23 protein-coding genes are annotated in these 23,961 nt (G+C 39.4%); 7 read left to right on the forward strand and 16 right to left on the reverse strand.

Annotation, left to right across the window (positions count from 1 at the left end; all coding sequences use genetic code 11):
• Positions 1-10 precede the first annotated feature (10 nt).
• The 3 genes from QNN06_RS17560 to QNN06_RS17570 all read left to right on the forward strand — a co-directional run bounded on the left by QNN06_RS17560 (position 11) and on the right by QNN06_RS17570 (position 2,130).
• Positions 11-193 (forward strand): SDR family NAD(P)-dependent oxidoreductase, encoded by a 183-nt coding sequence (locus QNN06_RS17560; protein WP_284035568.1) that lies wholly within the window; start codon positions 11-13, stop codon positions 191-193.
• A complete protein-coding gene (locus tag QNN06_RS17565) occupies positions 181-804 on the forward strand; it encodes an SDR family NAD(P)-dependent oxidoreductase (protein ID WP_284035569.1) in 624 nt (207 codons plus the stop codon). Before QNN06_RS17560 ends, QNN06_RS17565 begins: the two co-directional genes overlap by 13 nt.
• An 828-nt stretch (positions 805-1,632) precedes the next feature.
• Positions 1,633-2,130 (forward strand): P-loop nucleotide/nucleoside kinase family protein, encoded by a 498-nt coding sequence (locus tag QNN06_RS17570; RefSeq protein WP_284035570.1) that lies wholly within the window; start codon positions 1,633-1,635, stop codon positions 2,128-2,130.
• Positions 2,131-2,535: 405 nt separating this feature from the next.
• Here QNN06_RS17570 and QNN06_RS17575 read toward each other — a convergent pair whose 3' ends face one another.
• The gene (locus tag QNN06_RS17575; protein ID WP_284035571.1) at positions 2,536-2,781 is read right to left on the reverse strand and encodes a hypothetical protein; all 246 of its coding nucleotides are present in this window, start codon (positions 2,779-2,781) and stop codon (positions 2,536-2,538) included.
• Between the two features lie 271 nt (positions 2,782-3,052).
• Between QNN06_RS17575 and QNN06_RS17580 the strand changes: the two genes are divergently transcribed.
• From QNN06_RS17580 to QNN06_RS17590, 3 genes are read left to right on the forward strand one after another with little or no spacing between them, the layout of a single operon-like run.
• Entirely contained in the window at positions 3,053-4,012 is a 960-nt protein-coding gene (locus tag QNN06_RS17580) for an AAA family ATPase (RefSeq protein ID WP_284035572.1), read from the forward strand.
• Positions 4,009-5,298 carry a DUF58 domain-containing protein gene (locus QNN06_RS17585; RefSeq protein ID WP_284035573.1) on the forward strand — a complete coding sequence of 430 codons (1,290 nt, stop codon included), beginning with the start codon at positions 4,009-4,011 and terminating at the stop codon, positions 5,296-5,298. The genes QNN06_RS17580 and QNN06_RS17585 overlap by 4 nt, the downstream gene beginning before the upstream one ends.
• Before the next feature lie 2 nt (positions 5,299-5,300).
• Positions 5,301-6,626, forward strand: a complete 1,326-nt coding sequence (locus tag QNN06_RS17590; protein ID WP_284035574.1) for a hypothetical protein — start codon at positions 5,301-5,303, stop codon at positions 6,624-6,626.
• A gap of 181 nt (positions 6,627-6,807) precedes the next feature.
• Here QNN06_RS17590 and QNN06_RS31430 read toward each other — a convergent pair whose 3' ends face one another.
• From QNN06_RS31430 to QNN06_RS17630, 8 genes are all read right to left on the reverse strand, one after another.
• Entirely contained in the window at positions 6,808-6,963 is a 156-nt protein-coding gene (locus QNN06_RS31430; RefSeq protein ID WP_481819266.1) for a GNAT family N-acetyltransferase, read from the reverse strand.
• Positions 6,964-7,239 carry a hypothetical protein gene (locus tag QNN06_RS17600; protein WP_213119489.1) on the reverse strand — a complete coding sequence of 92 codons (276 nt, stop codon included), beginning with the start codon at positions 7,237-7,239 and terminating at the stop codon, positions 6,964-6,966. It abuts the gene before it with no gap.
• Between the two features lie 407 nt (positions 7,240-7,646).
• Positions 7,647-7,859 (reverse strand): hypothetical protein, encoded by a 213-nt coding sequence (locus QNN06_RS17605; RefSeq protein ID WP_213119488.1) that lies wholly within the window; start codon positions 7,857-7,859, stop codon positions 7,647-7,649.
• A gap of 527 nt (positions 7,860-8,386) precedes the next feature.
• Complete coding sequence (locus QNN06_RS17610; RefSeq protein ID WP_284035575.1) at positions 8,387-9,859, reverse strand: DUF2357 domain-containing protein; 1,473 nt, start codon at positions 9,857-9,859, stop codon at positions 8,387-8,389.
• The gene (locus tag QNN06_RS17615; RefSeq protein WP_284035576.1) at positions 9,834-12,056 is read right to left on the reverse strand and encodes an McrB family protein; all 2,223 of its coding nucleotides are present in this window, start codon (positions 12,054-12,056) and stop codon (positions 9,834-9,836) included. Before QNN06_RS17615 ends, QNN06_RS17610 begins: the two co-directional genes overlap by 26 nt.
• 393 nt (positions 12,057-12,449) lie before the next feature.
• Positions 12,450-13,412 carry an alpha/beta hydrolase gene (locus tag QNN06_RS17620; protein ID WP_284035577.1) on the reverse strand — a complete coding sequence of 321 codons (963 nt, stop codon included), beginning with the start codon at positions 13,410-13,412 and terminating at the stop codon, positions 12,450-12,452.
• Between the two features lie 99 nt (positions 13,413-13,511).
• The gene (locus QNN06_RS17625; RefSeq protein ID WP_217036826.1) at positions 13,512-14,246 is read right to left on the reverse strand and encodes an SDR family NAD(P)-dependent oxidoreductase; all 735 of its coding nucleotides are present in this window, start codon (positions 14,244-14,246) and stop codon (positions 13,512-13,514) included.
• A 110-nt stretch (positions 14,247-14,356) separates the two neighbouring features.
• Positions 14,357-15,982 (reverse strand): flavin-containing monooxygenase, encoded by a 1,626-nt coding sequence (locus tag QNN06_RS17630; RefSeq protein WP_217036825.1) that lies wholly within the window; start codon positions 15,980-15,982, stop codon positions 14,357-14,359.
• 272 nt (positions 15,983-16,254) lie between these two features.
• On the opposite strand from QNN06_RS17630, the gene QNN06_RS17635 reads away from it, so the two are divergent.
• Positions 16,255-16,866, forward strand: coding sequence for a response regulator transcription factor (locus QNN06_RS17635; RefSeq protein WP_254124816.1), 612 nt, complete (start codon positions 16,255-16,257; stop codon positions 16,864-16,866).
• A 174-nt stretch (positions 16,867-17,040) separates the two neighbouring features.
• Here the strand turns inward: QNN06_RS17635 and QNN06_RS17640 are convergent, their stop codons facing one another.
• The 7 genes from QNN06_RS17640 to QNN06_RS17670 form a co-directional block, all read right to left on the reverse strand.
• Positions 17,041-17,199 (reverse strand): SDR family oxidoreductase, encoded by a 159-nt coding sequence (locus QNN06_RS17640; protein ID WP_349654944.1) that lies wholly within the window; start codon positions 17,197-17,199, stop codon positions 17,041-17,043.
• Between the two features lie 327 nt (positions 17,200-17,526).
• Positions 17,527-18,252 carry a beta-ketoacyl-ACP reductase gene (locus tag QNN06_RS17645; protein ID WP_284035578.1) on the reverse strand — a complete coding sequence of 242 codons (726 nt, stop codon included), beginning with the start codon at positions 18,250-18,252 and terminating at the stop codon, positions 17,527-17,529.
• A 52-nt stretch (positions 18,253-18,304) separates the two neighbouring features.
• Positions 18,305-19,537, reverse strand: coding sequence for a CaiB/BaiF CoA transferase family protein (locus tag QNN06_RS17650; protein ID WP_284035579.1), 1,233 nt, complete (start codon positions 19,535-19,537; stop codon positions 18,305-18,307).
• A 41-nt stretch (positions 19,538-19,578) separates the two neighbouring features.
• The gene (locus QNN06_RS17655; RefSeq protein ID WP_284035580.1) at positions 19,579-20,439 is read right to left on the reverse strand and encodes a helix-turn-helix domain-containing protein; all 861 of its coding nucleotides are present in this window, start codon (positions 20,437-20,439) and stop codon (positions 19,579-19,581) included.
• Between the two features lie 87 nt (positions 20,440-20,526).
• Entirely contained in the window at positions 20,527-21,234 is a 708-nt protein-coding gene (locus QNN06_RS17660; RefSeq protein ID WP_284035581.1) for an ABC transporter ATP-binding protein, read from the reverse strand.
• Between the two features lie 3 nt (positions 21,235-21,237).
• The gene (locus tag QNN06_RS17665) at positions 21,238-23,046 is read right to left on the reverse strand and encodes a branched-chain amino acid ABC transporter ATP-binding protein/permease (RefSeq protein WP_284035582.1); all 1,809 of its coding nucleotides are present in this window, start codon (positions 23,044-23,046) and stop codon (positions 21,238-21,240) included.
• The gene (locus QNN06_RS17670) at positions 23,000-23,887 is read right to left on the reverse strand and encodes a branched-chain amino acid ABC transporter permease (RefSeq protein ID WP_213119476.1); all 888 of its coding nucleotides are present in this window, start codon (positions 23,885-23,887) and stop codon (positions 23,000-23,002) included. The genes QNN06_RS17665 and QNN06_RS17670 overlap by 47 nt, the downstream gene beginning before the upstream one ends.
• Positions 23,888-23,961: the final 74 nt, after the last annotated feature.

The following is a 23,961-nucleotide window of genomic DNA, read 5'->3' on the forward strand; positions in this document are numbered from 1 at the left end:
GGGGTATAGGATGAAAGTATCCAATAAAGTGATTATCGTAACAGGTGCTGGTGGCGGGATTGGGAGAGAGCTCGTCCGGCAACTCCTGGAAAAAGGAACTAAAGTCGCTTCCATCATTCACAAAAACGGGCTAGAGGAAATAAAATCATTAGCTACTGTATATGGCGATTCTCGACACACATGGCTGATGTAGCTAACAGAGATGCTGTAGAAAAGCTTCCAGAAGAGATCATCGCGGCTCACGGCTGCATAGATGGAATCATTAATAATGCGGGAATTCTTCAACAGTTTCAGACTGTCAACGATCTTGATTATGATCATATTCAAAAAGTCATGGATATCAACTTTTATGGAACGCTCTATATGTGTAAATCGTTCTTGCCATACCTTTTAATTCGACCAGAAGCGCACATTACCAACGTCTCAAGCATGGGTGGATTTCTTCCGGTGCCGCTTCAATCGATTTACTCCGCTTCAAAAGCGGCTGTCAAAATGTTTACGGAAGGCCTGCATTTAGAGCTTAGAGATACCAATGTAGGCGTAACCCTCGTCTTTCCTGGGGCAGTCGACACTAACCTCGTCCAAAATGCGAAAATAGAATTCGAAGGAGCTGACAACCATTCCTATAAGATGCTCAGCCCAAATGAAGCGGCTGCGCTCATTATTAAAGGGATGGAAAACAATAAATACCGAGTATTAGCCGGAAACGATGCAAAAATCATGGACTTCCTATATCGTTTACATCCAAAAAAAGCAACAGACCTCATTTTGAAAAAAATCAAAACACCTGGCAAAAAAGAATGACCTCTTAATTCCATTTCAATCCCCTTTCATTAGCCCCAAAAAAGCATCTGCTAATCAATATTTCTATGTAACTAAAGAAATGCGGGAAGAAGAGAATGTAACTATTTAATGGCCCAGAGTCTTACGCTCTGAGCCTTCATATATACTTTTTTATTTGGCTCTGTTATTATTCATTGTTGATTTTCGTGTAGGCATGAGAATTCATAGGCGGAGGATTTCCGGCTAATGTATATAGATGAAGATTAAGAAGCAGATATAAGCGGAGAAATTCCGATTAACCGCTCTAAATTAGACAAAATCCAAAGATTTGAATCATATAAACGAAAAAACTTCCTTTATTTTTAAGGAAATAAGGGTATTTCCCAATTTAAACGGAATTTTTACGTTTATTTCAAACACATTGAAATCAACATTAAGCTATAACTGAGCTTTTTATTTAAAAAGCTTGTTATGCTTGAGCAGTCATCCATGCTACCTACAAAGAGTTTCCCTCCAATCCACTAAAGAAATTAAGGTTCCCTAATATGTTTATCACAATAATTTTCATCAGGCTCAGGAATACCATCACAGCCCTCCACCCGACATCGTCTTCTAGCTTTAGGTACAGCCGGAACCGAGCCACCATCATCAAAAGATATTTTCATAATGCTATTCCCATTTTTCCTCTGTCCATTGGTCCAATTCCCTTGCACATGGAGATTGTGGAGGTTTCACTTAAACTAAACCAGGTTTGTTAAAGAAGGAATATAAATGAAATTGGAGAATAATTAAATTGGAACTAAACGAAGTAAAAAGTTTAAACGAAAATAAGCGCGGAGGATTAAAAATATGAAACAATTGGGGACGCTATACTTTTTCTGCGGAAAAATGGGAGCTGGAAAATCAACTAAATCAAAACAATTGGCGATAGATAAACATGCGGTACTGTTGTCTGAGGATGAATGGCTTTCATCTCTTTATCCCAATCAGATTGCATCATTTGAGGACTATCTAAAATTCTCAGCGCAGATCAAGCCGTTAGTGAAAAAGCATGTCCAAAACATATTAAGTGTCGGTACAGATGTAGTGATGGATTTTCCAGCTAACACTCAAAAACTGCGAAAGTGGTTTTTGGATATGGTGTCAGAGGTCAATGCAAGCCATCAACTAATTTTCCTTAATCTAAATAACGAGCAATGCTTACGTCAAATTGCACAAAGGCGTAACGAACAACCCGAAAGAGCGGCTTTCGACACGGAAGCGGTGTTTATTCATGTTACTAAATTTTTTGAAGCACCAGAGGCATCTGAGGGTTTAAATATTTTAGAGTTTAGTGGAAAAGAATAACGAGGAGTTCAATGATTCGTGTGTATAGAGTACCTTTTGTTCTGGAAGGTGCTCTATATGATATAAAATGAAATGTGAGTAAGAAAAGTTTCAATCTGCTAGAATCGATAGTTAAACAACGATTGATTATTGGGAGTTAGAAGATGAAAAATAAAAAAAGAAATAGAGACGGCTTTTTTAAAGATACCCTAGTTGAGTTTATATTCGAAGTGATTTGGAACATCTTAATGTTTATACCAAGAATGATAATTCGCTTAATAGGGAACATTTGGTGAAGTTAGTCAAAATAGAGTTAACAAGGGCGATTGAAAATAATCATTCTCTTTAATGTCTCTGATTAAATTACACGAAAAAATATCCACCAGAGTTTCTAACTCAAGGGTGGATTGTTTTTTCTAGCAAATACTAGTCTTCAATGATGTTGGGAGCATGTTTGAAAGTTTTCACAAAATCAACCAAACAGCTTTCACAAATATCAAATTTCCATCTTTGTTCATCATACATTGATTCATATCCAAATGTTAAATTAAAGGAATGGAATTCATCTTGTTCGAAGCCGAAGTCAGTAATTTTTTTAGACTTTCCACATTTGTTGCAAGTGATAGATTTCAAAACTTTTTTTGTTACTTGTATTTCATCATAATCTTTCATATAGATCCCCCATTCAAAGATTCTGTTATTTACGAGCATCATACTTTCATTTTACTAAAATATTAGCTAAATAACATTTTTTTAAGACAACAAATCGCATGCCTCTCAAGTCACAGCCACTCCCCCATTCATCTAAAAATTGAAAATTAGGGTCATACTCCCCCACCCCTGTCCTACTGCTTGATCCTTTTTCTATGGAAGATATTATGTTATCAATTTTCAAAATATTAAGCTAAAATAATAATAGTAAACCGCTTTCAGGAGGATTCAAATGGCAAAACATCTATCTCAAGAGATCTTGGAAGAGATCTTGCAGGAAATGTCGAAGGTCATTATTGGTAGAAAACAAGAATTGAAGCTGCTATTAACAGCCCTGTTAACAGAGGGACATGTGCTGCTTGAGGATTTGCCCGGTACAGGGAAAACAACGATGGTCAAAGCATTTGCGAAGGGCCTTGACTGTCAGTTTTCACGGATTCAGTGTACACCGGATCTGCTTCCATCAGATGTCCTGGGTGGATCGATTTTTAATCAGAAGACGAGTGAATTTTATTTCAGGAAAGGCCCTGTTTTTACAAATGTACTTTTAGTTGATGAAATAAACCGGACCCTCCCTCGCACCCAATCTAGTTTGTTGGAGTGTATGGAAGAGAGGCAGGTATCGATTGATGGACAAACCTATCAGTTGGAGAGACCTTTTATCGTTCTTGCAACACAAAATCCGGTTGAGATGGAAGGGACCTTCCCGCTGCCCGAGGCACAGCTTGACCGATTCTTAATGAAGCTAACTTTAGGTTATCCTTCTCAAGAGGAAGAAGAATTAATGCTTGAACAGGTTGGCGATGAAACCCCTTTTGGGGACATAAAGAGCCTCTTACATCCACTGCAAATTCAACATCTGCAGCAGCAATCTCAAGAGGTTGTCGTCCATGCAGGCATTCGAAAATATATTACGGAGCTAGCGCACGCGACTAGAAATCATTCGCTTGTATCCATTGGCGTAAGTCCGAGAGCAACGAAAGCCCTTTATAAGACGGTGAAGACATGGGCACTTATGCAAGGAAGGACGTTTGTTGTACCTGATGATGTGAAGGAAATGGTCAAGCCTGTTTGGAGTCATCGTCTTTTTTTAACAACAGAAGCGCAACTGAACGGGACGAATTCAGAGGATGTCCTGGCCAATATCCTTGCTGCACAGGAAATCCCAAATGAAGAGGTAGTTCGTATATGAGTGCGGATCAACAAACCACTCAACAGGAAACGGAAGAAACGGATAAGCCGGGAAAAGCCATAGACACAAGTTATTTTTTTCAAAAGCATGCCATATGGGTGCTGCTTGCTTTCTTTCTAGTAGGTGTTTGGTTTCGATTTGTTCCGCTCATTTTGGTGAGTTCTTTTTTAATTTTCCTAGGCTTCTTCATTATAGCTTGGAAAAACCAATCTTTGAAAAAGGTTCAGCCAACACTAGAACTATCTAAATCCAGGTTATTTGCGGGCGAGGAGTTTCAATTTCATGCTTCTGTTTTTAATGATAAATGGCTTCCTTTAATTTGGCTGGAATGGGAGTTTCCAAAAAATAAAGCCATTACAATCGGTGAAGAAGAGCGAGATACCTATTTCATCCGATTTTTATGGTTACTCTCGCATCAGCGGGTGAAATGGGCGATTGACGGGAAAGCACACAGGCGCGGTGTGTATGATTTGGGAAGTGTAAAGCTTCGATCGGGTGACGGCTTCCGCTTTGCAGAGTCTGAGGAGGAGCACTCACTAACTAAACCGTTATATGTGTATCCCAAATTGGTCCCTGTCATGTTCCCCGCCTTTCGACCTTCGATGCAATGGGCGGCAAAAGGAAAAAATGGCGGATTTTTGGAAGATCCTTTGATCATTAGTGGCATCCGCGATTATCAGTCAGGCGATGAGCTTAGAAGATTAAATTGGCGGGCAAGTGCTCGGACAGGGAGACTTCAGACAAATGTCTATCAGCCTGTGGTGTCGGAGCAGATTATGGTCTATGGCGATGTCTCTGGCTTTGTTATGAATAGAACCTTGTATGATGACCAGGTGGAACAAAAGAAATACACGACAAACCAGATTGAGAGGTTTGAAGAGTTTCTCTCTGTGATTGCCTCGGTTGCGGTGAGATACCATGATCAAGGTATACGGGTTGGTTATGCAACTAATTCGATTTCCTACAAGGGAGAAAAAATGAGCGTCGTCACACCAAACCCCGATTTGGGGCAAATGCTAGATGTATTGGCGAAAAGTACTCAAAGAGTTCCCCAAAACGATTTGGTTCTGACTGAACTACTTTTCAACCGGCTTCTATCGGGGCCATTATTCATTTTTTGTGAAAGTGTGACGAAGGACCATGTTCTTTGGTACCAGAAATATAAACAAAAGCTTCCAGATGTACGGTTTTTTTATCAACAGGAATCGGTCTTTGCCGAGAAAGTATCTGCTAAGAAACTGGATATTTTTCTTAAGACAAGCAGCTCTGTAGCAGAGGGGTCATGAAGATGGAACGGATGAAAGGAATTCTTAACTCTTTTATTGTCGTATTTAGTGAAGGTATATGGATCTACTATACTATTGTACTGTTTACAAGCCTGGAGTGGAATAAGTTCGTTTCTTTCAGTGCAGCATGGTGGTGGATTGCAGGTATTGCCGGCTATTTTCTCAATGTTTTCCTTTCTAAAAGGACTTTTTTAGTTGGTGTTATGGCAAACCTTCTCTTTATGGGAATAGTGCTTTACCAAAATTGGAAGACCATCTCCGTTCCGGATGGTGCCTGGTTCTTTGGGCTAGCAATTAGTATAGCAGCAGGGTTTATATGGATTCGCATTGCTGGTCTTTATGACAAAAAGCCGAAACGACGGGACATGCTGCGTTGCTTTGAAGTGAATATTATTTTGTATCTTGTGTTCGCTTTCACCTATATGAAAAAAGGTTGGGAAGTTGACGCTCTACATGTTTCATTTATTTTAGCAATAGCTATAAGTTTAATTGGGATGATCCTATCTCTACAAAGTCATGCTCAGGATGATGAGGGATACTCAGCAGATATTCGTAAGGTCGGTCATGCAGGGCCGCTCACAAGTTTACTAATCGCGGCGCTCGTCTCCATCCCTTTTTTTTCCTTGGTTTTGTTACTGCCAGGCGTTAATAAGGCTGTGATTTCTGTGGGAGTAAGATTTTGGGAGGGCTTGAAGTGGGCCGGGTCAATCGCTGCACGGTTTATATTATGGGTCGTAGGATTATTTCCAGGCTCCCATATTGGAAAAATGGAAATCTTAGAACCTCGAAAGGATGTTATGGCACATGATGCTGTGAAAGAAACGGTATCCTCCTTTTCAACCATTTGGTTGATCGTTGGAATTGCAGTCGTTCTGTCGGCTGTTTTCATGTTCGTACTGGTGAAGGTTTTGAAAAATAAACAAACCATTAGTGGTATGAAACCAAAGCAGGTTGTGATCTCAAAAGAATCCTGGTGGGGAAATTTTAAAAGAAAACTGTGGGCCCTCATGAATAACGTAAAGGTAAACTGGCGCAAAAGATTTCCTCATTTTTATTATGATTCGGTCTATTGGTACTACTATCAATTGCAGAGATGGGGGAAAAAGAACGGCTTTCCAGTTCATAAAACGGAGACCTCCCAAGAATATATTAATAGAATCATAAAGGAGATTCCACCGGATAAAACGGTGCTGGAATATGAAGGCAAGAAATATGGAGTGAAAAATTTGCTGGAGAAGCTAAATCAAGACTATCAGGCGGCCTATTATGGCGGAGTGCCAAGTGAAGCCCAGGAAGAGTATCGAATTTTGCTGAAGGGACTTTGGTAGTAAAGCTAAATTCTAAAAACTTAGAGCCTTGCTCTTTTGCTGATATCGTCCCGACTGAGATTAGCAAGGAATTTAGCAGTAATTTAGACATTATTAAAGCACCTTTTCGAAGGTGCTTTAATTGTTTATTTATTGGCATCACAACAATTTATATAGGTAATATTCATTTACAAATTTCCCGTTAATTTTTAACCATTGGACGCTTTCTCCATTTAAAACGAACCCATCTTGAAATTCCAACTTCCTCTGCCCATTCAAACACTTCGTTAAATAGTTTGGTCGCAATGCCTTGTACTCGATAGTCTTCAAGAACTCCTTCAACAGTTGTTTTAAATATTTATGTACTCGTACTGGCACCAATGGCAACCAATATCCAAAACCCAAATTTATATATAAACGTAATGATACCTAATACAATTCCAGTCCAACTCATCCCTTTGCTTTGACCTTTTTTAAGTCCAACCGCTCCAAACACAATGGCTAATATCCAAGCTGGCAACATAAACCAACCCAAAAACGGTACAAGTCCCAATACCAAACCGACCAATCCCAATACCAGAGCCGATACCGCCATTCCATTTCCCTGTTGTCTTGCTTCCATTTGATTTTCCATCTAACTCCCCCTCCCATTTAAATGATATTCTGATGGGTTCTTTTTATTACTTTTTATTACTATTGTGTTAAATTCCTACAAATATTCACTATCCAGATTCAAACATCTTAAAACTAAACTAAACAATTTTCTACTCAAAAAGGGTCCAAATCATATGTGATTTGAACCTAAAAAATGAAATGCTAATTACGTTTTTGTACTCCTAATAGGAACCCGTTCTCCTTCATGTTACGGTCTTTTTTTCTATCGTTTTCCACATTGAACCAATAATATATGCATTAAACTAAACGCAGTCATAAGATTGTTTTTCCATAAAAGATTATCAATATCTTTTTTTCTCAGCTGAAGCTTTTAAGAGTGTTACACGAGTTCCCAAATACAAAATGAGCCCTCGCTGTCTGGCTCCCTTAAAACTTATGAGGTTCTTTTTTTGGTGGGTATTCCATTATCTCTCCATTTGCGTCTATAGCTCGATATTCCTCTGCAGAATAATACTTTTCTAAAGCTTCAAAGACAATTTTCCAACAGTTCCTGTTCGTCCATAGCATTGTTTCCCATTCGCCAAAATCGTTATGCTGAATTTGTATTACCGGTGCATTCCAGTAAATTTCTTTAATCATTTCATAGATTCCTCCTCTTTCATTACTATTCTGTCCTTTTCTTATCTGCAATTATTCATGGACAGAATCGTATCCTCAACGTCTGGTATTAAAAATACCTTTCTAGTAGTTCGTAGTAATTATTTTTATTTTTATAAATATCAGTTATAATATGATTAAATGTGGAATAATTTAAAAAAGACCAAACATGCAGTAACATGTCCGGTCCAGCAATAGACGGATCCCTCAGCAGGGGATCGGCATATTGGTAGGATAATCCACCCGAGCCGTCACTAACTCAAGGGTGGATTATTTTTTTCGGTTAAATGACAGAATGGTTACGATTAAACCTGCAAAACCAATCGCAAACATGAATGATTCATAAACTGTCATCCAGCATCACCCCCTTTCTGTTTGGGAGTGTGCCGACCACCCTTGAAATATCCTATTCTATTGCATATATATTATACCATTCCCACACGCCGATAGGAACGTATGTTTCCATTTAAATTCAACTTGAATTTTTCAAAGTTACCCTATTTAATATCCTATCTAGACAACAGCTTAACACTCCCGACAATCTTCGAACTCAAATATTCATCCTCATCCCCTGGCATCACCCGAATGGCCCCCATACCATAATGATCATGGTAATCGTGATGGAAATATCTCATCCCTTCGGACACTTCGTCGGTTGTGGGTGTAAGGATATACACCTCCTGAGCCGCTCGCTCACCGGTGTCCCGCATGAGAATGCCATCACGGTATTTATGCATTTCTCCCAATGCCGTACCAAGATTGTCCGGAACGCGATATTTCGGGTCAAACACAATCAGGCCGTTTTCCCCTTCCAGAACAATATCCGGAATCATTTTTTGCGTAAATGTATGAAAAGTTGGTGAGTTGAATTGATAGGCCCGTTGGTAGTACAGGCTCACACCGCCCCGCAACTGAATTTTGCTTTCCTTATTCTCGGCCAGATTCAAAAAAATGCCATCCTTCGTCATCCGGTACAATCCACCCGTATCACGCACACGATCCGCTTCCCTCAGAATCCTGACCACCTTCATAAAGCACCACATTTCATACAATTGAAAGGTGTCTTTTAATGAAATCGGGTAATCAAAGCCGATGCCCTCGCGGTTATGCTTATAAAGCTGGTCGAACCATTGATACCACAAGCGGTAAACGGGATGCTTCCGGAATTTTTGCGTAATCGTATAAGGACCTTTGTTTGCTGTGACTTCATTCATAAACGCACTGTTTAACCAACGCTTGACAATCCCTTTATATCTCAACGCTTTGCCGGTTACCTCCTCATGTTCAACCACTTCGTACTTGCGGAGGAGCCGATACAAATCCTGCAACTGCTGCTTTAGCACTTGATTTTCGTATAGATTTCGCGTTTCCAATGTCTTCACATTTTGTACCGTACTTGGAATCTCGTCGCCGTGCCCTTGCAGATCCAACCACCTTAAAGTAACGTGTTCCGAATGCTGGACCTTTTCCCGTTTCATCATCATCGTATACTTGTCCAAACGGCGAAGCGGCTGCTTTTCAATTTTTGAAAAAATATGCTTCAACTGATGAATGGATCGATCCAAATAACTCCATTGGGTCCAAGTGATATCACGATTTCGCCCTGATGCATTGACATGGGTCGTTAACCCGCTGAGCTGAAAGCAGCTATTCGCCTCCGACAAGATTTCTTCCAGCATCAGGTTGAACTGTTCTTCCGTCAGTTTCCGGTCATCCGGATTAACAAAGGTCTTAAATTCCTGACCGTTTATAAAAACATGAACCGAGCCAGATTGAAATGGCGTTATAAACGTGGCAAAGCCTTTCCCCTCTTTTTGAAAAAACGGGACTGGAATCCCCTGAAACCTCACATCTATTTGCGTACTATGAAAACGCAGCTTATATTCAGTCGCTTCTCTAAGATACGCATCCAAAAACGGAATCCAGCCTTGCTGCTTATCAAAAAGCTCAAGAAGATTAGCGCCAGAATTGGGTTGCACCATAATACTCTAACTCCTCTTTCATCCGTTTCACGTGCTGAAGTGAGATAGAAGCAGCACCAATATTCATGGTCAGCCATTCCTCCAAATTCGCCAGCATATCAGAAATCCGCTCATCCCCACGGACTTTAGTTAATACCTTTTCAGAGATCACGCGATCCAATGCCTCCATCGCAGCCAGTTGATACTCTTCAGGAAGCTGATGATTGGCATATAGTTTTTGCAGCATTTCCCCCATGGAACGATAGCCAAAATGCAGCTCATAAACGGATAACGTACGATGAAGTTCCCGTAAAATCGTAAACTCGTTCGTAAGCGTAGCTTTCAAATCCTGGTCGACCCTCTCCCAATACGAATCAAAGTCAACATCAGATAGCGTCATGACAAAGGCACGGTCCAGCACTTTATCTGAGATGGAATGGGTGGTTTCGTCAACATTAATTGTTCCCAACACATAGACATTCGGCGGAATCACCAGTTTCTTCGGAATATCGGTAATCAGATCTTCGTGGTGCAGCGGAATTTCCTTTCGGGATTCAACTGCACTTAGGTAATCACTCAAGTAATATTCCACCCGCGCCAAGTTCATTTCATCGAGTAAAATAAAATGCGGCCTATCCCGCTCTTTTAACGCATTCAACAGAACCTGGAGGAACTCTGTTTTGACATAACGTTTCTCAAAGGAACTATAATAACCAAACAGGGCAGTCGCATCTGTCCAATCGGGCCGGACTGGGATGATGGTAAAATACGGATTTTCACCCTCGTATTCCAGACCATAAACGGCATTGGCATATAAACGGCAAAGCTGGGTTTTCCCTGTCCCGGAAATTCCGCTTAAAAGAACAAAATGCTTATCATCCAAAGCGGTCAGATTCAAATGTAAGTCACGAATAATTTCATGAGAAAATGTAAATTGACTGTTGGAAATCATGTTAATGATTTCACTGAAAGTAAAATTCGGTTCCAAACCTGGTTCCATCTCGGAATCGTCCGCTTCTCCAGTCCCTTCAGTATTATCATCAGACGGCAATTCCAGTTTTCCTTTAACATGATGAAAGATTAGGGCAGCATCGATAAACGTTTTCTTGACCTTTTCGGTCCCTTCCACAAAGGACCCTGTTTCATTATTGAAGGTTCCCACATAATAGGAACTCCCATTTACCTGGATATGATGCTCATTCAACAATCTCATCGCATTGGCCATCGCCTTCGTGTTCTCCTGGGTATGTGACGCAAATAACTTGGTTATCCACCATTCGATCGTCCCGTCTCCAATGATCGCCCTGGCGCTCGTAAAAATATGATTATGTCCTTCCAACTGAACGACAATTGACTGGAATGGCGAGCCCTTTTCATCAAATTCTAGGTAGGAAATAAACCCCTTTGTCAGCATTTGCTCCCCATCATAAATATAAAAAGCCTGTCGATTTCCATGTTTTAGATCCTCCAGTGGCCCAATATCAACAGAATAAGGACGGCCTAGCAAATGGGTTTCCTTTATGTTTCGGGTTGCGGCCAAGTGCATCAAGGCATCATATGCTCTTTTTGAAACATCAATTTCTTCATTATAAAAACTTCGGAATGGGCCAAGCTTTTCCCAAGCGGTAACAAGCTCAGCAATCAAGGACTCCTCTTCCAAGCTCCCTTCCAGTGGCACGCTTGTCCCAATTAGAAAGTTAGGCCGTTTCCGTGGTTTAATACAGCTTTTAACAAACGGAACAAATTCCTCTTTTGGGATCACCGACTTCTCCTTCCACCCGGTAAAAATAGAATAATCGGACGGAATCGCATCAAGGACACGGTTTATTTGATCGTTCCGAACCCATGCCCAAAATGGGATGAAATTTAGTTCAGAATGGATAATCATCATACCGCTGATTCCATCAAATTCAAGGGTGAGGAAATTGTACTCCATCCAATCCACTATTCTATTCAGTTTTATATAGTGTTTCCGGCCAATATCAGATTCCTTTTTCTTGTCGGCATACGTTGGATTACGAGCATCATGATAGGTAGTGGTTAGCGTCGTATCATAGCTTTTGATTATGTATTCATTCCCGATAGTAATCCCGATTCTTTCAACAAATTGTTGAAAAATTATTTTTACAACCGGTGAAATTTCGTCCAGCACCTTCCGGCAGCGAATTTCTGTGTTGTCTTCGTTAAATAGTGATTGAAAATATGTAAGATTTAGCATGTAATCACCTGCTTAATATGTTTACCTTTATGGAGGATTTTACTAATCTCCATTTGGAAATTCAAGGTTATTTATATTCTACCAGATTTAGAAAATTTAGATTTGCCAAATTTGGTGAAACTGGAGGTTATGGTCCTACAAAGAAAAAATTAAATGGGGGTAATTTAATTGAATCTATCTCTTAAAGGCCCATTTAAGGAGATTCCTATAGATCCGAATTCTTTGTATAACTCTACAAGGTATAAGAATCCAAATGACACATATCATCCTTAACAAAAAAAACGTGCAGACCTTAAATAGTAGTTAAGAGTGCTGCACGTTTTTGATATTTTACTTCCAATTAGCCCGAGTTAATAATGAGGTTCTTCTCTATTTTTATCTTACTATACTTCATTACTTTTTTTGCAGGAGAACTTCACGATGCAGCACATGTTTGACCGCACCGACATATTCTTCAAGTGCCCGCCTGCTAATGCTTGCGTTTGGCACAACCCCCTCAAACCCATGGAAACATCCCGGATATAAATGAAATTCAACATCTACACCTGCACGGCAAAGTCGTGTCACATAATCAAGTGTTTCATCACGAAAAGGATCTAATTGGCCTACACAGGTGTAAGTATAAGGAAGTCCAGATAAATCAGTTGCCCGGGAAGGTGCAGCGTATGCAGGAACATCATCGGATCCGTTAGCACCATTTAAGTACATCGTCCAGCCTTTTTGATTCAAATCATGATTCCAAACCATGTTTCCAGTTATTTCTAGACTTGATGGAGAATTATTTCGATCGTCGATCATGGGGTACAATGGCATCTGGAAACATAACGCCGGCCCTTTTCGGTCTCTTGCCAGTAAAGAAAGAGCGGCAGTTAGTCCACCCCCTGCACTGGCACCCGCCGCACCGATTCGGGATGGGTCAACCCCTAACTCCTCAGCATGTTCTGAAAACCATTTCAGCGCTGAATAGCAATCCTCCAATCCTGCCGGATAAGGATGTTCTGGAGCTAGACGATAATCAACGGAAACAATGACGCAATTTGCCTCTTTAACAAAGCGTTGACACAAACTATCATCACCTTCCGGAACTCCAAGAACATAACCTCCCCCGTGAATCCATAACATACCAGGCAAAGTTCCGCGGTTTTCTCTTGGTTCATAAATGCGCACCCGAACAGTAGGATTATCATTTGGGCCGGGTACCAGCCTATCATAAATGTTAACAGCCTCGTCCATTGGTAATTCAATAGTTTGCGAGAGGGTAGCCAATGCCTGTCTAGTTGCTTCAACATTTTCTAAGTCAAGTGGCGGAAACAATTCCAGTATTTCTATTAGTTCAGGATCAATCCTATTTTTCATCTATTATTCACCTCTGTTTTTTTATTTCACCTATTAGGCAGGTTTGTTTAATTGTATGCGTTTACAATTTTAAAAAATCACTTTTCCTTCTAAGAAAGTTTATGCGGTTAAACCTCCATCAATAGTTACAATGGAACCATTCATGTAACTAGCTTCATCTGATACGAGAAAGCAGACAACATTGGCAATTTCATCAGGAGAAGCAGGTCTTCCAAGTGGACCGTTCTGGACTGGATCAGACATATCCATGTCCTTCGTCATATTCGTTACAACACCACCCGGGCAAATAGCATTGATCCTGATTCCTTTTGGTCCGTATTCAGCAGCGGCGGTTTTCGTGAGACCTACGACACCATGTTTGCTCGCAGCGTAGCCGCCTAAAAATGGCGTACTTTGAACACCGGCTGTTGAGGCCGTATTAATAATGACTCCCGATTGCTGCTCGTCCATTACTTTTAATACGTGTTTAAGCCCGAGAAAAGATCCTTTCAAATTAACCGCAATGATACGGTCGAATGTCTCTTCACTATAATCGGCCAAAAGTGATGGAATGCCAAGAACACCAGCATTGTTAAAAAACACATCAATTCTCCCAAACTCTTCTATTGTTTTGCTAACATACCTCTCAACATCGGGTCCCTTCGATACATCTGCTTCTATAAAAATTCCTTCTCCCCCATTTTCATTTACAAGGTGAAGCGTTTCTTCTCCCCCTTTTTTGTCATAATCAACGAGGACGACCAGCATTCCCTTCTCTGATAGTTTTAAACTGACAGATCGGCCAATACCGCTTCCGGCCCCTGTAATAACTGCTACTCTATTTTTTAAAGGCATGCCAACACTCCCTTTCTCTTTGTTACGAGATCGAAACTTGCTACAAAAATGCCTATGGCCCAATTTATGCATTGGTCATGGAAAATAGCAAACTACCGAGATCAAAACCATTAACGCAAAGCTTTGATTGTGGACAATGTAAATCCATTGTATCCCGAAGCAGCGACTTCATTGCATTTTTGTGTGTAATGAACAAATCCCCCCAGATAAATAAGAAAACTTCTAGGCTTCCCAGCAATATTCGCTCCAGTGTACCAGGATTCAGTTTTCACATAAAGAGTCGCCTCCGCTACCTCCCGGCAATGCTTACTCCATGCTTCTTCTGCCTCTACAGTAGGCTCAATTGCATCAACACCTTTCTCACGAAGGTATTCAAGACAGTCGATAATCCATTCCACATGCTGTTCAATCGCTGAAGGCATATTGACCAGTACTGACGGACTTTCAGGCCCTGTTATCATAAAAAAGTTTGGAAAGTCGGACGTTGCAAGCCCCAGGTATGACCTTACCATAGAGCCCCCTTCCCATTTTTCTTTCAACGACATCCCGCCTTTTCCACGTATGTCCATTTTAAACAATGGACCTGTCATCCCATCATAACCAGTTGCAAAAACAATGATGTCCAGTTCATACTCGCCATCTATTGTCCGAAGGCCGTTTGGGGTAATCTCTATTATTGGCGCTTCCTTGACATCGACTAAAGTGACATTTTCTCGGTTATAGGTCTCATAATAACCACTATCCAAGATTGGGCGCTTTGTCCCAAAATAATAGTCTGGCAGCAGCTTTGCAGCAGTTTCCGGATTATGAACAATTTCTTTTATTTTTGAACGGATAAAATCACTGACGGTATGATTTGCTTCCTCATTGATTAAAAAATCATTATAAGAAGACGTTAGACCAAAGCCACCTTCTTCCCAAACCTTCTCAAATAACTCTCTTCGTTTTGCAGGTGAATCAGATAATGCTGAGATATTTCTAATTTGAAGGCCATTACCCGTATCGGTTTCGCGCATAAGTCTTTTAATTTCAGCAAAGTTTTCTTTCGTTTGTTTAATAAACGCTGGGTCATAAAGGTGGTTTCTAGCTGGAATTGTATATTGGGGGGTTCTCTGAAAAACAGTCAGGTGACCAGCTTCTTTTGCAATGACGGGGATAGCCTGAACACCACTCGAACCAGTGCCAATTACCCCAACCCGCTTCCCTTTGAAATCGACTTTCTCTTGGGGCCATTTGCCGGTATGATACCATTCGCCCTTAAAACTTTCCAATCCCTTAAAATTAGGGAGATTAGCGGAAGATAAGCACCCTGCACCAGAAATGAAATACTTTGCTGACACACTTGTTCCATCATTTAATTTTACATTCCAAAGATTCATTTTTTCATCATAATGGGCTGCAATAATCCGAGTCTTAAACTGAATGTCCCGACGCAGGTCAAATTTATCGGCTACATAATTAAGGTAACGAAGGATTTCTGGCTGATCAGGGTATCTAGAAGTCCAATTCCATTCTTGATAGAGCTCTTCTGAGAAAGAATAGTTATAATAAATGCTTTCGATATCACAACGTGCACCTGGGTAGCGGTTCCAATACCAAACACCGCCCACACCATCCCCTGCTTCATAGACTCTGGTTGAAAAGCCTGCCTCTCGTAGACGATGGAGCATGTATAATCCAGAAAAACCGGCTCCCAGCACGACGACATCCAAATTATTAACTTGATTTGCGGACATATTTTACCTCCCTAATTTTAAATCTAAATGAAAAAACATCTATTAATTGAAATTGAAGAATACACCTCCTTACCGTGATTTTTATTTCAACCTTGATACTTCAATTATCTATTTAAAGAGTACTACCTTTTTAATCGATTGAATATTCCGTATTTTTAGAGTATAATATCCCAAAAAAAAGGGGATGTTTTATGGTCACATTCACTACCATTCAGCAATCACTACAAAGGCTGGAGCCTATCTTAAACCACGAGGAAAAGTTTTTTAGAATTTTGGAGATTTACATGGAACTCTTCCCTGTCCAAGATTCCTTTTTGTTAAGATATTCTCCTTTAGGTTATCTTGCCGAAGGAATGATTTCTCTTAATCCATCGGGAGGTATTCATATAGGAGAAATTCGTGAAGACATTCGTTCTTTTCCCATTATTTTTTCTGCAATTAATGAAAGAAAAGCAAAATATTGTACTGGGCTTGAATACCTTAAACAAATGAGTATTAAATATCCTATACCTTCTAACCTCAATTCCTTTGTAGTCGTTCCGATTTTCTTTAATTCGATTGTTTTTGGTTATATTTGTAGTACAGAGTTTGAAGAGAACGCAAAAATCGATGATCAACTGCTATTAACTTTTACCTTGTATGGAAAAGAAGTTGGAAAAGAGATTATTGGTAGGAATTATGATAAAGGAATACAATTCTTAAGCCGGCGAGAATTGGAAGTAATGAGGAGAATTTCATTAGGAGAAAGCACAAAGGAAATGTCTGAAAGTATGGCAATTAGTGAATTAACCATTAACCAATATGCAAAAACAGCGATTAAAAAGCTTGGAGCAAAAAATCGATCACACGCGGTCGGAGAATTATTTAGGAAAGGGATTTTATAAAATTTTATAATGGGAGCGTAATCATTTCATTCTAAAAGGCGTATCAGTTTAGTAAATCAGTAATAAAAGGATTGAGTCCTGTGCAGTACAGAATTCAATCCTTTTAGATTTTTCTTTATTTTTTTTATCTATCTGCCTTCTTGTTAAATATTACTTTTTTATATTTAACTTTTTTTAATATTCCCAAGATAAATTTTTCATTTTTACTTGTGGTACCGCGGCGTTCTGAGCAAGAATACCACCATCTGCATTTATTACTTGTCCAGTAATGAAATCAGATTCCTCACTTGCTAAGAATAAAGCTAAGTTTGCAATATCTTTTGGAATACCAATTCGATTTACTAATTTTGTTTATTGCGACTAATTCTGCCAAACCCGAAAATAAAATATACAAAAAGATTGCCAGTATAACTAATTACATATGTTATACTTGATAGCCTGGGCACTTCATTCTTGACCCAAAATTTTATTTTTTGGTCATTTTTTCTACTCTTAATTATTTTTAAAAATGATTATGCATGAGTAATTCTTTTGGTGACATAAAAGGGTAGCTTCGATTTGTGTGGAATCCTAATAATAGACCAATGATAAATTGAAAATAAAAAAAAACTGCCCCTTATGAGCAGTCCTTCAACAACTTTTTATCACTTATGGTGCTTATTATATAGAAAGACCTCCGTCTACCGGTATAACAGCTCCATTTATATAGCTGGAATCTTCGCTGGCCAAGAATAAATAAGTATTGGCGATATCTCTTGGTGTACCTAGCCGTTGAAGTGATACCTTCTCTTTCATTCCATTTAGAATTTTTTCGGGCATTTTTTCTGTCATTGGGGTCATGATAAAGCCTGGAGCCACTGCATTCACATTAATTCCTTTCCGGCCAAGCTCCTTTGCCCAAGTTTGCGTCATCGCAATAACAGCAGCTTTCGTTGCAGCATAATTTGTTTGACCAAAATTACCCATTCTCCCTACTATACTACTAGTATTGATAATTCTACCATATCCTTCTTTAATCATATGAGGTACAACAGCCTGTGTACAATGAAAAACACCAGTTTGATTAATGGATATAACCTGATCCCATTGCTCCTGAGTCATTTTTACAAGAGAAGAGTCCATTGTAATACCAGCATTATTTATTAATATATCAATTCTCCCAAATTGTTCGATAACTTCATTGACCATCCTATCCACTTGATCACGTGTTGAAACATCTACCCCCAATCCAATACCGTCAACCTCTTTTGCTGTTTCTTCCGCTAAACTTTTATTATAGTCAGCCACAACAACATGTGCACCTTCGCTAGCAAATAACAAACTAGTATCTTTTCCAAGGCCGCCAGCGCCACCTGTTATAATAGCAACTTTTCCTTCTAGTTTCATAATTTCCCCCTTTCATTCTCCCAAAACAATCCGCATATCCTACTAATTAATATTATAATTTTAAATCCAGTTCCCTAAGACTATGATTATTCGTTTCAAATCCAATTATATTATTTGCGATAAAATCCTCTATTTCTTTCTCGGAAAAACCCAACTGCCCTAAAATTTCCTCTGAATGTTCACCTAAAGCTGGTGGAGCGGTAAACTCTTGTACGGGTTTTCCTGAAATCTTAATCGCAGCGCCGGGAACAGGAACTTCAACATCTCCCATCGTTAAAGTTCGAATCATTTCTCTATGTTGGATTTGAGGATTATTGATGACTTCCTCTAAATTATTGACTGGACTGCTGGCAATACCCTTTTCTTGTAAAAGTTGAAAAGCTTCCTCTTTTGTATGTTTAATCGTCCAATTCGCAATCGTATTATCCACTATTTCTCTGTTTTTAAATCTTTCTTCTTCCCTCAAGAATGGCGAATCACTTTGACCCCATTCATTTTTGCCTATTAGTTCAGCTAATTCTTTCCACTTTTTCTCTGGTGCATTAATATAGGCTCCTAAAAATACGTACCCATCATTGGTAGGGAATGCTTTCGAATATTGAAAACGATCACTCATTCCCCACCTTTGTTTATTGATGCCATGCAACTTGGCTTCCGCGACGCTAAAGCCTAATAAAGAAACCAAACCATCAAGCATACTAATATCTACAAAGCGGCCTTTTCCTGTTTTTTCTTTATGAAACAAGGCTAACATTGTCCCTAAAGTTGCTTGCAAACCAGCAATATGATCGGCAATAAAAGTTCCAACATAGGTTGGCGGCCCATCTGGATGTCCAGTTAATTCTGCTAACCCACTCATTGACTGAATGACACCATCATAGGCTCCGTAATCCCGATAAGGGCCGGTTGCTCCGAATCCAGTAATATGTACCATGCTAATTCTCGGATTTATAGCAGAAATAGTTTCATAGCTAAAACCTAATTTTTCAGGTACATTGGAACCATAATTGGTTACTAAAACGTCTGACGTTTCTACTAAGCGGTGAAGGATCTCTTTACCCTTCGCACTTTTCAAATCTAATGAAAGCCCTCTTTTATTCCGATTCTCTGAGGCAAAATACAAACTGACATCATCATGCATCGGGGAAGATGTTCTTCCAACCTCCCCTTCCAGTCGTTCAATCTTTATGACATCAGCACCATAATCAGCAAGCATTTGGCTGCAATAAGGTCCAGCAATATAATGGGTTAAATCCAAAACTCTTACTCCAGATAGTACACTCATAAATTCCACCTCATTTTTTTAAAAAATATCTTTAAGAATCGCTATATATCATGCCTTGTCTGTTGAGTTGGAATGGTTGCAATCGCCTTTACTTTAGAACTCACGAGTGCGTTGCCAGTGAGTTCATTTTTTCGGAAGTTCCCTGGTGAAGTACCGACAATTTTCTTAAACGTCTTGATGAAATGAAAAATATTATTGTATCCTACCTCTCTACCAATCTCTGCTACATCGTAATCGGTGTTAAGCAGTAACTCCGCAGCTTTATCAATTCGCACTTTATTGAGATATAGATTGATGGTCATACTTGTATTCTCTTTAAATGTTTTACAAATATAATTTTTGCTATGACCAACAAACTTTGCTAAATGGTCCAAAGAAATTTCATTTCTATAATTTTCTTGAATATTCTCTTTAATTTGATCTACCACTTTAGACTTTTTGGGATTTGTTGATAACTCAATTTTCTGAAATCTAATCATGTAGTATAGCACAGCAATAAATGTATGCGTTGCTATTTCTAAATACCAAGGAAGTGTATCAATTCCTTCTTTAAAGACCAACGCCAGCATTTCTTCAATATTATCTGTTCCCTGGCACACAATTGGTATCTGATTTAGACTTTCTTCAAGCTCGTTATCAAACACAACATACTTTACTTCCAACATTCGTAACGGATTTCCATCTACATCTCGTGTGCTGGAAATGCCATGGATATCATTTGGCCTGGTAAAAAGATACATCCCCCGACCCATTTTCACTGATTCATTCCCTACAATAAAATCTCCTTCTCCACTAATAACATAGTAAATTTGATAGTAATCATGTTTATGAGGAGTAAGACTGCTGCCTGCTGGATATTCACTTTTCGCAAGCCATAGTATATTTAACATATTAAGAGTCATTTACGTAATCACCTTTGTGGTAAAATTATTATTTTTTCGTGTTCATTATATTAATTTAGGTTTATATTGTAAATGCTCATTGATCATTTAAACATTTCCCAGATATGCTTTGGCAATATCTGAGTTAGTCCTAATTTCCTCTCCCCTGCCCTCAAGAACAATCCGGCCGGTTTCTAGGACGTAGGCGCGATCGGAAATTTTCAATGCACTATTTGCCATCTGCTCTACTAATAGCACTGTGACACCTGAAGAACTAATTTGCTTTAAAAGGTCAAAGACTTCTCCTACAATGATTGGAGCAAGCCCAAGTGAAGGCTCATCAAGAATTAACAATGAGGGGTCCGTCATTAAGGCTCGTGCAATAGCCAGCATTTGCTGCTCGCCTCCGGAAAGAGTTCCTCCCATCTGATTTTTTCTCTCCTCGAGCCGTGGAAAACTTTCAAAAATAGATTGCAGTCGTGTCTGGACTTTCTTAGCATTCTTTTCAATGTACGCTCCTAAAAGAATATTTTCCAGAACAGAATGTTGAGGGAATATCTGCCTCCCCTCCGGCACTAACCGAATCCCCCTCCGAACCAGTTGATCAGGCCGATTTTTGGAAATTTCCTTATCCTGAAAACGAATGCTCCCTTGTTTTGCTTGATGCAGACCAACAATGGTGTTGAGGATCGTACTTTTTCCTGCACCGTTTGCACCCAAAATGGTAATAATCTCTCCTTTTTTCACATGAAAAGATATATTGTGTACTACTTCAGTCTTTCCATAACCAATCGTTAAGTTTTCTACTTGTAACATAGATTATGCCCCCTCGCCCAGATATGCTGTTTTTACAACAGGATTAGTATTTACGCTGGCAGGGTCGCCCTCAGCAATTTTTTTACCGTAATCGATTACTGTAATGTAATCGGAAATTTCCATCACAAGATCCATATGATGCTCAATCATCAAAATCGAAATACCGGCATTACGGATTTTATGAATGATTTTTGCAAATTCCATCGTTTCCGTTTCGGAAAGGCCAGCGCATGGTTCATCCAATACTAAAAGATCTGGCTTCATATAAAGGGCTCGAGCAAGTTCCAATAACTTTTGCTGACCTGCAGAAAGGCTTTCCGGATCGTAATTTGCTTTGTCGTTAAGATTGATTATTTTTAAATATTCCATCGCCTCAAGAAATGATTTCCGTTCTTCCTTCTTCATTTTTCGAGTCCGGAAAATAGAGTCGATAATCGAATAGCTATAAAACAAACGTCCCCCGATTGCAACATTTTCAACTACTGATAGATTGTTAAAGAGCCTAACATGCTGATACGTCCGTGAGAGACCCTTCTTCGTTAGATTAAAAAATTTGTCACCGGTAATTTCCTTCCCATTGAAAGTGATGGAGCCTTCTGAGGGTTTGTCTATCCCGGTAATCATATTTACTGTAGTACTCTTACCAGCACCGTTGGGACCTATTAGTGAGTGAACAGTTCCTCTTTTAATGGTCATATCTAAACCGTCTACAGCCGTTACTCCCCCAAATCTCTTTGTAAGTCCCTTAACAACCAGAATGTCTTCGATTTCCGAATTATTCTTAATAACATTACGTTCAATGTCAAACTCATTGCCCTCAGTTTTTTCCACTATATATTTGTTATTGTCGATTTCCTTAAAATACTTCTTAATAGTTCCTGCAATACCAGCGGGCATTACCTGCGGCAAGATGACGAGGAGCGCACCGAATACAATTTGCTTTAAGTCAGGAGCCGCATTAAATAGCATAGGTATAAATGTGACAAAAACAGCCCCGATGATTGGACCACTAAGAGTACCCTCACCTCCAACAACCGCCATCAACAGTATGAATACTGTAAATTCAAAATTAAAGGTATCTGGGCTCAAATAACCGCTAAAGCTGGCATATACACTGCCCGCCAGACCAGCAAGTATAGAACTTAGAAAATAACCAGCAATCCTATACTTGCTATAATTAATACCTACCCCCGCAGCTGCAATTTCATTATTTTTGATTGCTATTAAGTCTCTGCCCCACCGGCTTTTCATCAGATTCCTCTGTAAAACTACACAGAACAACATAATAATGAAAATGACATAATATTTCTGAAAGTTATTCAAACTAATGCTAAAAATGTCCCAGGAAGGTATGTACATTCCCCCGGACCCGCCAGTAAACCATTGCCATTCATTCAGTATTTGCTGCACTATTTCTAATAGTCCTATACTAATAAGGGCCAAGTAATGGTGCTTGACTTTAGAAGCTGGAAGGGAAACTACCAAACCTACTAAACCTGATGCTAATGCACCTGCAAGCAATCCTACAAGGAACGGCATATTATAGCGGGTAATCGCTACTGCGGAAACATATGCACCTACACCGTAATGAGCGGCAAAAGCGAATGAGGTAATTCCGCTAAAACCCGCTGAAATGTTATACCCTACTGCAAGAATAATATAAATAAAGATTAATGATATAAGCCGCATATAATAGTCACCAGCAAATAGAGGGAGAACAAAACTGATCAGTAAGGCAGCTGCACAAACCATTTTAAAAATACGACTATATTTTTTCTGCATTGAGTTCGCCTTTATTAAAGAGTTTGGCACTTAATATCCCCCCCGGTAAAACGATAATAACTATTATCATAATTAAAAAACTGATAGAATCTACGAATCCGCCTGGAACAATCATATTTGCAATTTCCTCTATCAGCCCTAGTAAAAGCCCTCCAACGAATGCACCCCTGGTGTTTCCTAGACCGCCAATCAATGCAGCTGCAAAGGCTTTAATACCCACTGAGTAGGTCATTGTATAACTTGCGAAGGTTATCGGGGCAATAAGAGCACCACTTATTGCTGCTACAGCACCAGAAATTGCAAAACACATCAACACAATGCGATTACTCCTAATGCCCATAATCCGAGCGGTATCTGGACGAAAGGAAACTGCTCTAACAGCACGGCCGAAGTTAGTCTTTTGCATCACAATCTGATAAAGAGCACCTATTAATACTGCAACAAGAATCATCATAATCTCATGTACCATAATCTTCGTGCCAAAAATCGGAATAACTTTTCCATCAAAAAGGAATGGATACGCCTTTGGCTCTGTACCGAACAACATTCGGGCCGTATTGTCTAGAATGATTCCTGCACCAAAGAGAGTGACAATCCATCCTGAATTCTGGGTTAGATCTCCTAATTTTTCTACAGATACTTTATAAATCACTATACTTAGGACTATGTTAATAATGACAGCCAGAATAATAGCCGTAATATAATTCATATGAAAAATACTTAGTAACCAGTAACTTGTCATGGCACCTATCATAATGACAGAACCGTGAGCAAAATTTATAATCTGTGTGGTAGAATAAATTATGCCAATAGCAAGCGCCATTAATGCGTAAATGCTTCCATTGGAAAGGGCAGTTATTATTTCTTGCATCAATAGTCTCCTTTCAAATTTGATTAATAGTTTTATAAAAAATTTCCCCAAATTACTTGATAAGTGCCGGCACC

The sequence above is a fragment of the Neobacillus sp. 114 genome (assembly GCF_030127045.1).
Classification (GTDB): domain Bacteria; phylum Bacillota; class Bacilli; order Bacillales; family Cytobacillaceae; genus Neobacillus; species Neobacillus rhizophilus.

Excerpts from the sequence above, each read along its gene's own strand:
- QNN06_RS17610 (WP_284035575.1), bottom strand. The coding sequence starts at position 9,859 with ATGGTGCAACCCAATTCTGGCGCTAATCTTCTTGAGCTTTTTGATAAG.
- QNN06_RS17630 (WP_217036825.1), bottom strand. The coding sequence starts at position 15,982 with ATGTCCGCAAATCAAGTTAATAATTTGGATGTCGTCGTGCTGGGAGCC.
- QNN06_RS17655 (WP_284035580.1), bottom strand. The coding sequence starts at position 20,439 with ATGACTCTTAATATGTTAAATATACTATGGCTTGCGAAAAGTGAATAT.
- QNN06_RS17650 (WP_284035579.1), bottom strand. The coding sequence starts at position 19,537 with ATGAGTGTACTATCTGGAGTAAGAGTTTTGGATTTAACCCATTATATT.
- QNN06_RS17575 (WP_284035571.1), bottom strand. The coding sequence starts at position 2,781 with ATGAAAGATTATGATGAAATACAAGTAACAAAAAAAGTTTTGAAATCT.
- QNN06_RS17615 (WP_284035576.1), bottom strand. The coding sequence starts at position 12,056 with ATGCTAAATCTTACATATTTTCAATCACTATTTAACGAAGACAACACA.
- QNN06_RS17580 (WP_284035572.1), top strand. The coding sequence starts at position 3,053 with ATGGCAAAACATCTATCTCAAGAGATCTTGGAAGAGATCTTGCAGGAA.
- QNN06_RS17590 (WP_284035574.1), top strand. The coding sequence starts at position 5,301 with ATGGAACGGATGAAAGGAATTCTTAACTCTTTTATTGTCGTATTTAGT.
- QNN06_RS17585 (WP_284035573.1), top strand. The coding sequence starts at position 4,009 with ATGAGTGCGGATCAACAAACCACTCAACAGGAAACGGAAGAAACGGAT.
- QNN06_RS17565 (WP_284035569.1), top strand. The coding sequence starts at position 181 with ATGGCTGATGTAGCTAACAGAGATGCTGTAGAAAAGCTTCCAGAAGAG.
- QNN06_RS17600 (WP_213119489.1), bottom strand. The coding sequence starts at position 7,239 with ATGGAAAATCAAATGGAAGCAAGACAACAGGGAAATGGAATGGCGGTA.
- QNN06_RS17560 (WP_284035568.1), top strand. The coding sequence starts at position 11 with ATGAAAGTATCCAATAAAGTGATTATCGTAACAGGTGCTGGTGGCGGG.
- QNN06_RS17620 (WP_284035577.1), bottom strand. The coding sequence starts at position 13,412 with ATGAAAAATAGGATTGATCCTGAACTAATAGAAATACTGGAATTGTTT.
- QNN06_RS17670 (WP_213119476.1), bottom strand. The coding sequence starts at position 23,887 with ATGCAAGAAATAATAACTGCCCTTTCCAATGGAAGCATTTACGCATTA.
- QNN06_RS17645 (WP_284035578.1), bottom strand. The coding sequence starts at position 18,252 with ATGAAACTAGAAGGAAAAGTTGCTATTATAACAGGTGGCGCTGGCGGC.
- QNN06_RS17570 (WP_284035570.1), top strand. The coding sequence starts at position 1,633 with ATGAAACAATTGGGGACGCTATACTTTTTCTGCGGAAAAATGGGAGCT.
- QNN06_RS17625 (WP_217036826.1), bottom strand. The coding sequence starts at position 14,246 with ATGCCTTTAAAAAATAGAGTAGCAGTTATTACAGGGGCCGGAAGCGGT.
- QNN06_RS17660 (WP_284035581.1), bottom strand. The coding sequence starts at position 21,234 with ATGTTACAAGTAGAAAACTTAACGATTGGTTATGGAAAGACTGAAGTA.
- QNN06_RS17605 (WP_213119488.1), bottom strand. The coding sequence starts at position 7,859 with ATGATTAAAGAAATTTACTGGAATGCACCGGTAATACAAATTCAGCAT.